The organism is Sandarakinorhabdus sp. (assembly GCF_031430775.1).
Lineage (GTDB): Bacteria > Pseudomonadota > Alphaproteobacteria > Sphingomonadales > Sphingomonadaceae > Sandarakinorhabdus.
The window spans coordinates 1-12,754 of the sequence record NZ_JANPCD010000042.1; the positions used below are offsets into that span (position 1 = coordinate 1).

The following is a 12,754-nucleotide window of genomic DNA, read 5'->3' on the forward strand; positions in this document are numbered from 1 at the left end:
CATCCACGACATCATCGCTGGCCTTTCCTTCAGGCGTGCCGGCCTTGAAGATACCGGATTCGCGCGCGCGGCGGATCAAAGGCGCGGCACTGACGGCCAGCGCCATCAGGCTTTCGATCAGCGGGTCGTTCGATTTGTCGCGCATCGCAGCATCCTTCGGGTGATATAGACGAATATATCACCCGAAGGCCCGGTTTCAAGGGTTGCCCCTCATTCCGCTGCAATGCTCGCCGGGCTGTCGTCCAATGGCTGCGGCAGGCGGGACAGCATCTCGCGTGGGCAGACCTGCCAGATCTGCGTGCGGGTGCGGTCCCATTCGTCCAGCAGGCCGCGGGCCCATTTCGAGCCGGTTTCGCTGACGTGCTCGCTCACAAGAGCGTGGACCACCCCTTCCCAATGTGCCGACGCCAGCGGCTGGATCACCACGGTCTCGCGGTTGACGCGCCGGGCGAAATCACCGCTGCGATCATAGACAAAGGCCATGCCGCCCGACATGCCGGCAGCGAAATTGTCACCGACATTGCCAAGCACGACGGCGGTGCCGCCGGTCATGTATTCGCAGCCATTGGCGCCGCAACCCTCGACGACCACAACAGCGCCCGAATTGCGCACGGCAAAGCGTTCCCCGGCCCGTCCGGCAGCAAACAGCCGCCCGGCAGTGGCGCCATAAAGCACGGTGTTGCCGATGATGGCATTGTCCTGGCTGACCAGCGGCGAGGACACCATCGGGCGCACCACGATCGTGGCGCCGGACAGGCCCTTGCCGACATAGTCATTGGCCTCGCCGAACAGTTCCAGCTTGACGCCGGTCACGGCAAAGGCGCCCAGTGACTGGCCAGCCGAACCGCGCAGCCTGATATGAACATGACCGGGGCTGAGCGCGTTCATGCCGAATGCCCTCGTGATTTCGCCGGACAGATGCGTGCCGACGGCGCGGTGGGTGTTGCGCACCGTGTAGGTCAACTGGATGCGCTCGCGGCGTTCGAACAATTGCGCCGCATCGGCCAGCATGTCGGCATCGAGGCTGTCGGGTACCGGGTTGCGGTGGCCGGCGATATTGAAGCGCCGCTCGCTGTCCGGTGCATCGACCTTGGCGAGGATGGGGTTGAGATCGAGGTCGTCGAGATGTTCGGCGCCGCGATTGACCTGCCGCAGCAATTCGGTGCGGCCGATGATTTCATCCAGCGACCGGACGCCCAGCCTTGCCAGGATTTCGCGGACTTCCTCGGCGATGAAGCTCATCAGGTTGATGACTTTTTCAGGGCTGCCGCCGAATTTCCGGCGCAGCGCGTCGTCCTGTGTGCAGACGCCGACCGGGCAGGTGTTGCTGTGGCATTGGCGCACCATGATGCAACCCATGGCCACAAGGGACAGCGTGCCGATACCAAATTCCTCGGCACCCAGGATGGCGGCGATGACGATGTCGCGACCGGTTTTCAGGCCGCCATCGGTGCGCAGCTTCACCCGGTGGCGCAGGCCATTGAGCGTCAGCACCTGGTTGACCTCGGTCAGGCCCATTTCCCATGGTGTGCCGGCGTATTTGATGCTGGTCTGCGGCGAAGCAGCGGTGCCGCCGACATTGCCGGAAATCAGGATGACATCGGCGTGCGCCTTGGCGACGCCCGCCGCAACCGTGCCGATACCGGCCGATGACACCAGTTTCACGCACACCCGCGCGCGCGGGTTGATCTGCTTCAGGTCGTAAATAAGCTGGGCCAGATCCTCGATCGAATAGATGTCGTGATGCGGCGGCGGCGAGATCAGCGTCACTCCGGGCGTGGAATGGCGCAGCCGCGCAATCAGGTCGGTGACCTTGAAGCCGGGCAACTGCCCGCCCTCGCCGGGCTTGGCGCCCTGCGCGACCTTGATCTCGATTTCCTCACAGGCATTGAGATATTCGGCAGTGACGCCGAAGCGCCCGGATGCCACTTGCTTGACGACGGAATTGGCATTGTCGCCATTGGCATAGGGCTTGAAGCGGATGGGATCTTCGCCGCCTTCACCCGACACCGCCTTGGCGCCGATGCGGTTCATGGCAATCGCAAGCGTTTCATGCGCCTCGGGCGACAGGGCACCAAGGCTCATGCCCGGCGTGACGAACCGCTTGCGGATTTCGGTGATGGATTCCACCGATTCCAGTGGCACTGGCACGGCGTCGTCGACAAAATCGAGCAGGTCACGCAGGGCAATCGGCGGCAATTCGGCGACCTGGCGCGAAAATTTCAGATAGTCGGAATAGCTGTCATTGCCGACCGCATGCTGGAGCAGATGGATCATGCCGGCCTGATAGGCATGGGCCTCGCTGCCGGCGCGGTAACGGTACAGGCCCCCGATGGGCAGGGCGAGCACATCCTCGTCCCACGCCTTGTCGTGGCGCATCTGGGCGTTGATATACAGCGATTCAAAGCCTTCGCCGGAAATCTTGGCCGGCATGCCGGGGAAGAAGTCATTGACCAGCGCGCGGGACAACCCGACCGCTTCGAAATTGTAGCCGCCGCGATAGGAGCTGATGACGGCGATGCCCATCTTGGCCATGATCTTGAGCAGACCGTCCTCGATGGCCTTGCGATAACGCGCGACACAATCCTCATAGGTGAGCGCACCGAACAGGCCGCGCGCATGGCGGTCGGCAATGGCTTCCTGCGCCAGATAGGCGTTGACCGTGGTGGCACCGACCCCGACCAGCACCGCGAAATAATGCGTGTCGAGCGCTTCGGCCGACCGCACGTTGATCGATGCAAAGGTGCGCAGGCCCTTTTTGACGAGATGCGTGTGCACGCCCGCCGTCGCCAGGATCATGGTGATGCCGGCGCGGGCCGCGGACTGGTTCTCGTCGGTCAGGAACAACTGGCTCTTGCCCGACCGCACGGCGATTTCGGCTTCGCGGCGCACGCGCGCAATGGCGGCACGGAGCGCGTCGGGGCCGCCGCCGATGTCGAACGTGCAGTCGATCTCGGCCACCTGGCGGCCGAAATGCTTTTTCAGCACGTCCCAGCCAAGGTTGGTCATCACCGGCGTGTCGATGACCATCACGCCTTCTTGCGTGGTGTCCTCATCAAGGATGTTGCCGAGGTTGGAAAACCGCGTCTTGAGGCTCATCACCCGGGTTTCGCGCAGCGCATCGATCGGCGGGTTGGTGACCTGGCTGAAATTCTGCCGGAAAAAATGCGACAGGTTGCGCGGATTGTCGGAAATGACCGCCAGCGGCGCATCATCGCCCATCGAGCCGACGGCCTCCTTGGCATCCTCGACCATCGGCCCGAGCAGCAGCTCCATGTCCTCCATGGTCTGGCCGGCGGCAACCTGGCGGCGGCGCAATTCATCGCGGCCATAGCTGGCGCCCGGCTGCGGGCCATCGTGACCGCGCAGCGACTTGAAGGTGGTGAAGCCCGCGACCATGGCGCCATAATCATGCGCGGCGGCGATGCGGTCCTTGATGGCGCGGTCGGCATAAAATTGCGCGCCGGTGCCGCCATCGCCGTCCAGATCGACCGCAATCATTTCGCCGGGGCCAAGCGCACCCTTTTGCAACATTTCGGATTCGGGCAGCACCACCATGCCGGCCTCGGACCCGGTCACCAGCAAGCCGTCGCGGGTCAGGCAATAACGCATCGGCCGCAGCGCGTTGCGGTCAAGGCCGGCCACAACCCAGCGGCCATCGGTCATCGCCAGCGCCGCCGGCCCGTCCCAGGCCTCCATGACGCTGGCGAAAAAGGCATACATCGCCCGGTGACTGTCGGGCAGGCTGTCGTCCTTGCCCCAGGCCTCGGGGATCAGCATCAGCTTGGCAGTGGGGGCATCGCGGCCCGAGCGCACGAACGCCTCGAACACGGCATCGAGCGCGGCGGTGTCGGACGCGCCGGCCGGGATCAGCGGCTTGATGTCTTCGGAATGTTCGCCAAACGCGGCGGCAGCCATCTTGATTTCATGGCTTTTCATCCAGTTGGCATTGCCGCGAATGGTGTTGATTTCGCCATTGTGCGCCAGCGTGCGAAACGGCTGGGCCAGCCACCATTGCGGAAAAGTGTTGGTCGAATAGCGCTGATGATAGATCGCAAACCGCGATACAAAGCGTTCATCGAGCAGGTCGGGGTAGAACACCGACAGCGATTCCGCGAGGAACAGCCCCTTGTAGATGATCGACCGGCACGACAGCGAGCAGATGTAAAAGCCCTGGATCTGGCTTTCGATGACCTTTTTTTCGATACGGCGGCGAATCAGGAACAGGTCTTTTTCAAACTGCTCCTTGGCCGCGCCATCGGCACCCGGCGCCGGCCCGGAAATCATGATCTGCTCGATTTCAGGCCTTGAGCTTTGTGCCTTGGCACCGATCACCGAGACATTCACCGGCACCTGCCGCCAGCCATAGACCTTGTAGCCAAAGCCGATGATTTCGGATTCGACGATGGTGCGGCAGCTTTCCTGCGCCGCCAGATCGGTGCGCGGCAGGAACACCTGGCCGACTGCCATCAGGTTCTGGCCCGGCTTGTGGCCGGCACGGTCGATATGTTCGTGGAAGAAATCCACCGGAATTTCGACATGGATGCCGGCACCGTCACCGGTCTTGCCATCAGCATCAACGGCGCCCCGGTGCCACACGGCCTTCAGCGCATCGATGGCCAGCGTCACGACGCGGCGCGACGCCTTGCCGTCGGTGGCGGCAATCAATCCGACGCCGCAGGCATCGCCCTCCAGATCGGGGCGATACATGCCGATGTCGGCCATGCGCTGGCGTTCGGCCGGCGATGCGGTGAATTGCGTGTGCACCATGGCGCTTGGCTCCTATTTCGGCGGGGCGGGCGGCGCGCTGTTCAGCGGTTGCAGCGCCGCCGTCAGCCGCGCACCATTGGCCTGCAACGCGGCATCGATACGGGCACCCAATATGCCGTTGGTCGCCTGGCCGATTTCGGCCAGCACGCGCGGCTGCTTGCGGTTAAGCGCAACGCCCAGCGGACTGCGATAAAAGGCGGCGAGGCCGTTCAATTCAGCGACCGTGTATTGCCGGGCATAGGAATTGACCGCCGCTTGCACCACTGCCGGCGTGTTGGCGATCACCACTTTCTGCGCGATTTCGGCCTGCATGGCGCCGACCTTTTTCAGCGTCGGGTCGAAACGTCCGGGGTTAGCGCGATAGGCCTGCACAAAGCCCGGTTGCTGCGCCAGCATGGCGCGAACGGCGACGCCCTGGCGCATCAGGCCCAGCGTCTGTTTCATCTGCGCGTCGATCTGGCCCTTGAGACCGAGTTGCTGGACCAGCGCCGATGCGGCCTTGACGGCCGCCGGGTCCAGCCGCGCCTGGGCGGGCGCTTGCGGCGGGTTGGCGACAGCAACGGCGATCAAAAGGCTCAGCATCAGTGGTGGCTCCGGCAATAGGGTTCAGGCGGCGTTGGCGACCTGGCCGACACGCGCGCGCAGATACTGGTGCATCTGCGCCGCCGCGTCACGGCCATCGCGGATCGCCCACACCACAAGGCTGGCGCCGCGCACGATATCGCCGCCGGCGAACACACCGTCGAGGGCGGTCATCTGCGTCTTGCCGTCGATGCGGATCGTGCCCCAGCGGGTGACCGGCAGTTCGGGCGCACCGAACGCACGTGGCAAGTCTTCGGGATCAAAGCCAAGCGCCTTGATGACCAGATCGGCAGCTGCCGTGAATTCGCCGCCCGGATCGATCTCGGGGGCGCGGCGGCCATCGGCGCCGGGCTGGCCCAGCCGCATGGCGCTCGCGCGCACGCCGGTGGCGGTGATGGCTACAGGCGCGGCAAGCCAGACGAACTGCACGCCTTCTTCCTCGGCGTTGTACACTTCACGGGCCGAGCCGGGCATGTTGGCGCGGTCGCGGCGATACAGGCATTTGACGCTGGCGGCGCCCTGCCGGATCGCCGTGCGCACACAGTCCATAGCCGTGTCGCCGCCGCCGATGACCACGACATGCTTGCCAGCGGCGTCCAGCCGGGCGGCGTCCGACACATTATCGCCAAAGCCGGCGCGGTTGGCCGCGACCAGATAATCGAGCGCTTCCAGCACATGAGCGGCATCGGCGCCGGGGACATCGACCCGCCGCGCCTTGTAGACGCCAGTGGCGATGAACACAGCGTCATGGCGGGCGCGCAGATCGGCCAGGCTGGCGTCGCGTCCGACTTCGAAATTCTGGTGAAAGATGACGCCGCCGTCGATCAGGCGCTGAATGCGCCGCATGACCACCGGCTTTTCCAGCTTGAAGCCGGGAATGCCGTAGGTCATCAGGCCGCCGGCGCGATCATAGCGATCATAGACATGGACGTCGTAACCCTTGACGCGCAGCAGTTCCGCCACGGTCAATCCGGCCGGGCCGGCACCGATGACACCGACCGATTGCCCGGACCGGTCGGCCACTGCACGCAGCGGCTTTACCCAGCCATTGTCCCATGCCGTGTCGGTGATGAATTTTTCCACCGAGCCGATGGTGACCGAGCCGAAGTCCTTTTCGATGACGCAATTGCCCTCGCACAGCCGGTCCTGCGGGCAGATGCGGCCGCAGATTTCCGGCATGGTCGACGTGGCTGCCGACAGTTCATAGGCTTCTTCCAGCCGGCCTTGCGCGGTCAGCTTGAGCCAGTCGGGGATGTTGTTCTGGAGCGGGCAATGCACCTGGCAGAACGGCACGCCGCACTGCGAACAGCGCGCCGCCTGTTCCTCGGCCTTGGCCAGGATATACGGCCGGGCGATTTCGAGGAAATCCTGCGCGCGTTCGTCGGGTGTGCGCTTGGCCGGGAAAGCTTGCGCCCTGTCCGTGAACTTCAGCATCATTGTATCGGCCATGGCATCCACCCCTTTCAGGATGCTGCGCTATGGCCGACTGCAACGAAAGTCACGCAAAAAATACGCAGTAAGACAGCAATGCTGTCCTATATTCGGTGAAATGACGCTCAGTTTCGGCGAATGGGTGACAATTGATACCGACACGGACCTATTAGCGCATCAGCAGCCAGATCATGGCGGCGCTGCCGACGATGATTCGGTACCAGGCAAAGGGTGCAAAGCCATAGCGCCCGACCAGCGCGACAAAGCCCTTGACCACCGCCAGCGCTACCACGAACGACACCACAAACCCGATGCCGATATCGGAAGCATTGGAAAGATCGAGCGTGTCGCGGTTCTTCCAGAGCATCAACACCGTCGCGCCCGAGATTGTCGGCACCGCCAGGAAAAAGCTGAACTCCGCCGCCGTCTTGCGGTCGATGCCGAGCAGCAGCGCCGACATGATGGTGGCGCCCGAGCGCGACACGCCGGGAATCATCGCCACGCATTGCCCCAGGCCGACCAGCAGCGCCGAACGCGCCGGCAATGCCTCCACGCTGTGCACTGTCGCTTCACGCGCCGTGCGCTCGATCCACAGAATCGCAAAGCCGCCGATGATGAGTGCGACGGCCACGGTCATCGGCGACAGCAGCATCGCCTCGAACGCCTTGATGAACAGCACACCGGCAATGCCCGCCGGCACGAACCCCAGCACGATGTTGCGGACAAAGGCAAAGGCGCTGCTGCTGCGGGCAAGCAGGCCCTTGGCGACATCGAGGAACCGCCGCCAATAGGCAACGACGACCGCCAGGATCGCACCGGACTGGATGGCAATCTCGAAGGTGGCGCTGGCCTCCCCTTTGAAGCCCAGCAGTTCGCCGGCGAGAATTAGGTGGCCCGTCGACGATACGGGCAGATATTCGGTCAGCCCCTCGACAATGCCCAGAAGGATGATGGTGAGAAGATCATGCTCCACGCAGGTCAGCCCCGTTTCTTGCCAAAGCGCCCGCCGGGCTGGAACCGTTCCAGCATCTGCGGCAGGAACGCCGACAGCGGCGTGGCGGCCACGCCGAGATCGGCCAGCGTCGGCACGCCGGGAATGACGATGTTGTCGTTCCGGAGCATCGCAAGCTGGTCTGACGTCATCGGCATGAACGGCAGGATATCGCCCAGCCGCGCCAGCAACCCGGCGCTGAAATCCGACAATTCGAACAGCGGCGTCTCGCGTCCGCTGAGCTTGACGACCAGCTTGAGGATATCGCGGAAGCTCAGCACGTCCGGCCCGCCCAGCCAATATGTCCGTCCCTGCGCATCACTGCGGCCCAGCGCGGCGACCACGGCGGCGGCAACATCGCGCACATAAACCGGCTGGAACCGCGAATCGCCGGCGATGACCGGCAACACCGGCGCGCTGCGTGCCATGCCGGCAAAGCGGTTGAAAAACTGGTCCTCCGGCCCGGCAACAAGGCTGGGGCGCAGAATGGTGGCGGACGGGATGGCGGCCAGCACGGCGGCCTCGCCCTCACCCTTGCTGCGGGCATAGGGAATGGCCGAGCCGGCATCTGCGCCGATTGCCGACATCTGGACATAGCGCGTGATACCGGCTGCAGCGGCCAATTGCGCGGCCCGGGCGGCGCCCTGCGACTGGGTTGCGGCAAAAGTCTGGTGGCCGGATTCGGCCAGAATGCCGACCAGGTTGACGCCCGCAGCAGCGCCCTCAAATGCCGCGGCCAGCCCGGCGCCGCTGGTGACATCGCCGCGCAGCAGCTGGATCTGGCCCAGATCGCCAAGCGGCTTGAGAAACAGCGCCGAATCGGGATTGCGGGACACGACGCGCAGACGGCAGCCGGCAGCAGCCAGTTCCTGGACGATATATCGCCCCAGAAAGCCGCTGCCCCCGATGACGGTGACAATCGATCCGGGACCAAGCGGCGGCAATACGCTGTTGCGGGCATCTATCATGTCCTGCCCATAGCGGGCCGCGCACAATCTGTCAGGATCGTTGTTGCCATGCGGCAAATCACCGACGCGGCAGCCGGCAACGCAGCAGTTGACATCCTTGGCGCCACCCCTTAACCGCGCCCTCCTACCCAGTGCCCGGATGGCGGAATTGGTAGACGCACCAGCTTCAGGTGCTGGCGCTCGCAAGGGCGTGGAGGTTCGAGTCCTCTTCCGGGCACCATTTTTTCATGGTCGATTTTTCAGGATTCCGGGTCACCGGGGTCGCCATGTCTTTTGCCGATGCCGCGTCTGGAACCCGCATCCGCATCCCTGCCGGGCTGTGCGGCGTAGCTGTGCGACAAATGGCTGGCGCAAAGGCATCGCCTTGCGTTACGCTGCAAGAAAAGCAGGTCGCGTCAGTATTCGGGGGTGTTCATGGCGCGGGGCATGTTTGTGGGCGCGGCAGCGGTGCAAAGGTGGAACATTGCCGCCGGCCTGCTGCTGTTTGCCGCCTCGGCCCATGCCCAGGTCGGGACCACGGGCGCCCCGACGCGCGAGGAAATCGACCCGGCGCGCCGGCAGCAGACAGTCGCGCCGACGCGGCTGAGCGTTGATGGCGATATCGAGCGCAGCCCATGCGCGCTGGCCGATCCGGCCTATGCCGCCATCAAGGTCACTCTGAGCAGCGCCAGCTTCAACAATATCGGCCCGGTGGCCGCGTCCGACCTCGCGCCGGCCTATGCGCAGTATCTGAACCGGGAACAGCCGATCGCCGTGGTCTGCGAGATCCGCGATGCGGCAGCAACCATCCTGCGGCGCATGGGCTATCTGGCGGCCGTGCAAGTGCCGGCGCAGCGCATCGATAATGGCGCGGTGCGGTTCGAGGTGCTTTATGCGCGCCTGACCGCCGTCAGGGTCAAGGGCGATGCCGGCCGCAACGAGGCCGTGGTGGCGCGATACCTGAACAAGCTGGCGACCGGCGATGTGTTCAACCGCATTGCCGCCGAGCGTTATCTGCTGCTGGCGCGCGACATTCCGGGCATGGATGTGCGCCTTGCGCTCAAGCCGGCCGGCAGCGCGCCCGGCGAGATGATCGGTGAAGTCAGCATCCGCCGCCGCGACATCGAGGCGGATCTGACGGTGCAAAACCTCGCCCCGGGCGAAACGGGCAGGCTCGGCGGGCAGGCTCGGTTGGTGGTCAATGGCTTGACCGGCCAGGCCGACCGGACATTTGTGTCGATCTATTCCACGGCGGATTTCGAGGAACAGCAAGTCCTTCAGGCCGGCCATGAAATGGCCATCGGCGGCGAGGGCCTGCGGTTCGGCGGGCGGTTCACCTACGCCTGGACGCGGCCGGGGCTGGGCGCTGCAACCCCCGATGTCATGGCGCGCACGCTGTTTGCCAATCTCGAGGCGAGTTTTCCCTTCAAACGGTCCCAGGCGTTCAGCCTCACGGGGGCTGCCGGCCTTGATTTCGTCAACCAGGCCGTCGATTTCGGCAGCCAGCCGCTCAGCCAGGACCGGGTGCGTGTCGGCTATCTGCGGCTTGATGCCGATGCACTCGACATGCGCGGCCGCGGACCGGGCGGCACCATCCTTTATCGCCTGACAGGCAGCCTTGAATTGCGGCAGGGCCTGTCGATATTCGATGCCAGCAACAACTGCCTCGCCAACCCGGCGGCCTGTGCCGGGCCGGGCTTGGTGCCGCCGGGTCTTATCAGCGGCAGCCCGACCGCCACTGTCCTGCGCTTTGCCGGCTCGGCCGAACTGCGCTTCATGCGCGGCATGACCATCGCCATCGCACCGCGCGGGCAGATTGCGTCCGGCGGCGTGTTCGGTTTTGAACGCTTGGCGCTGGGCAATTATACCGTCGGGCGCGGCTTTGATCCCGGCGCGCTGACCGGTGACGACGGTGCGGCGGTGGCCTTTGAACTGCGCCATGACCCGCTGTCGGTGTCGCAGAAAATGCAACTGTCCGTACAGCCCTATGTCTTTGTCGATACCGGCTGGGTGTGGAGCCGGGGGCTGGCACCGGGCAGCGACAATCCACAGAACCTGACCAGTGCCGGCGCCGGGACGCGCCTGGTGCTGTCGGACCGGGCACGGCTTGATGTGTCGGGCGCCGTGGCGCTGAGCGATGCCGGCAACGTCAACGCCGGCGATGTGCGCTTCTTGATGACTTTGACCACGCGGTTGCTGCCGTGGAGGACCCGCTGATGCGCGCATGCCATTCCCGTTCGAGCGCATCGACCGCCGTTCTGGCGGCGCTGATCGCGGTGCAGCCGCTGACCGGCGCCGCCGCATTGGCACAGGCCTTTCAGGGTAATGCCACCACCATCCTTGGCGGCGCATCGCGGTTTTTCGGCCCGGCGGGCACCGAAACCATCGTCATCGACGGCGCGCAGGCCACGATCAACTGGACTCCGTCCGACAGCGGCGGTGGCGGGGCGCCGATCAATTTCCTGCCGGCGGGTAACACCGCCGATTTCATATCGGCACAACAAGGTGCCTTCACGGTGCTCAATCGCATCATCGCTGCCGACCCGTCGCGGGTGATCGCGCTCAATGGCGCGGTCACGGCCACGCCGGGCGGCAATGTCTGGTTCTATGCGCCCGGCGGGCTGTTGATCGGCGCCACCGCCAGTTTCAATGTCGGCGGACTGCTGCTCACGGCCAATGATCCGGTCGGTGCTGCACAGGGCTTGCCTTTCCTGACCGGAAGTGCCCAGAACCAGTTCGGCCTTGCGGCGGCGCCGGGCAGCACGGCGGGCGTCACGGTGGCTGCCGGCGCACAGATCCGGGCGGCCACCGATGGCAGCTATTTCCTCGCCGTGGCGCCGCGCATCAGCTTTGCCGGCAGCGCCGTGGTCAATGGCTCGGCGGCGCTGGTGCAAGCCGAAGCGGTGGACTTCACGCTCAACGGCGGGCTGTTCGATATCACCGCCACGATAGGTTCGGACGTGTCCGCCATGACGGTGGGCGGCAGCATCACCGGCCCGGCGGCGAAAGCAGCCGGCGACGCCCGGCGCATCTATCTGATGGCGGTGCCCAAGAACAACGCCATCACGCTGTTGCTGACAGCGGGCGCCGGGGACATTGGTTTCGACATTGCCGGCGCAGCGGATGTGGTGGGCAACACCATCGTGCTGTCGGCAGGGCACAATATCCAGTCCGGGGCCGGCGATGACGTGTTCGGCGCGCGTGTCGGCACGGGCACTGCCAGCATCATCGTGTCGGGCCGCAATGTCACGTCGCGGCTGATCGGCAGGGCGGCGACCGATGCCATTGTCACCGCCGATACCGGCAACGCGAGCTTTGCAGCCGATGTGACACTGTTTGCCGGCGGCGAAGCGTCGATCAATGCGCAGGCCGGGCGTACTGTGACCATTGGCGGCAATGTCCTGCTCGATGCCAGTGCCTCTGGCGCAAGCGGCGATGCCTCCGGGCGCACGGCGGCTGTGCGCGCCAGCGGCGGCGGCAGTATCGAAGTGTCCGGAGATGTAAGCGCGTTGGCCAATGGCTTTGGCAGCGGGTTCCAGGGCCAGGGCGCTGCCGGCGACGGCAAGGGCGGCACGGCGCTTTTGTCACTGGCCAGCGGCGGCAGTCTGACAGCGCGTAACCTCGTGCTTGAGGCGCGCGGGCTTGGCGGCGCAGGATTTAGCGGCGCCGATGGCGGGCGCGGCGATGGCGGCACGGCGCGCATCGACGTCAGCGGCGGTATCCTTGGCCTTGCCGGCAATGCCCAGCTCACCGCCGTTGGCGTTGGCGGTCTTTCGGATGGTGGCCGGGCCGGTGACGGCCAAGGCAAATTGGCGGAGATCGTCGGCGATGCCGGCGCCGATATCAATGTGAATGGCGCGATCGAGGTCTTTGCCGACGGCAGCAGCGAGGACGTGGACGCACAGGCCGCCTTCAAGTCGGGCGACGGCAGCGGTGGCACCGCGCAGGTCCGTATTGGCACATCCTCGAAATTGGCCGTCGGCGGCAATCTAGAGATTGCGGCCAAAGGCGATGGCAATCGCGGCGCCGGGGG

Annotated in this window: 7 protein-coding genes and 1 tRNA gene; 3 read left to right on the forward strand and 5 right to left on the reverse strand. The window is 65.1% G+C overall.

Translation table 11 applies throughout. The features are described 5' to 3' along the window. Positions 1-210: 210 nt before the first annotated feature. The 5 genes from gltB to RMQ73_RS02375 all read right to left on the reverse strand — a co-directional run bounded on the left by gltB (position 211) and on the right by RMQ73_RS02375 (position 8,742). Entirely contained in the window at positions 211-4,770 is a 4,560-nt protein-coding gene (gene gltB / locus RMQ73_RS02355; protein WP_310496380.1) for a glutamate synthase large subunit, read from the reverse strand. A gap of 12 nt (positions 4,771-4,782) precedes the next feature. Next, entirely contained in the window at positions 4,783-5,352 is a 570-nt protein-coding gene (locus RMQ73_RS02360) for a DUF2059 domain-containing protein (protein WP_310496381.1), read from the reverse strand. A gap of 24 nt (positions 5,353-5,376) precedes the next feature. Then, complete coding sequence (locus RMQ73_RS02365; protein ID WP_310496382.1) at positions 5,377-6,801, reverse strand: NAD(P)-dependent oxidoreductase; 1,425 nt, start codon at positions 6,799-6,801, stop codon at positions 5,377-5,379. A gap of 151 nt (positions 6,802-6,952) precedes the next feature. Then, a complete protein-coding gene (locus RMQ73_RS02370) occupies positions 6,953-7,756 on the reverse strand; it encodes an undecaprenyl-diphosphate phosphatase (RefSeq protein ID WP_310496383.1) in 804 nt (267 codons plus the stop codon). A gap of 5 nt (positions 7,757-7,761) precedes the next feature. Further along, on the reverse strand, positions 7,762-8,742 hold the full coding sequence (locus tag RMQ73_RS02375; RefSeq protein WP_310496384.1) for a complex I NDUFA9 subunit family protein: 981 nt from the start codon (positions 8,740-8,742) through the stop codon (positions 7,762-7,764). A gap of 133 nt (positions 8,743-8,875) precedes the next feature. Between RMQ73_RS02375 and RMQ73_RS02380 the strand changes: the two genes are divergently transcribed. From RMQ73_RS02380 to RMQ73_RS02390, 3 genes are all read left to right on the forward strand, one after another. Beyond that, a tRNA-Leu gene (locus RMQ73_RS02380) sits at positions 8,876-8,962 on the forward strand. A gap of 206 nt (positions 8,963-9,168) precedes the next feature. Further along, a complete protein-coding gene (locus RMQ73_RS02385) occupies positions 9,169-10,938 on the forward strand; it encodes a ShlB/FhaC/HecB family hemolysin secretion/activation protein (RefSeq protein WP_310496385.1) in 1,770 nt (589 codons plus the stop codon). Beyond that, positions 10,938-12,754: beta strand repeat-containing protein (locus tag RMQ73_RS02390; RefSeq protein WP_409049820.1), on the forward strand; the 1,817-nt coding region annotated here is incomplete at its 3' end. The genes RMQ73_RS02385 and RMQ73_RS02390, both read left to right, overlap by 1 nt.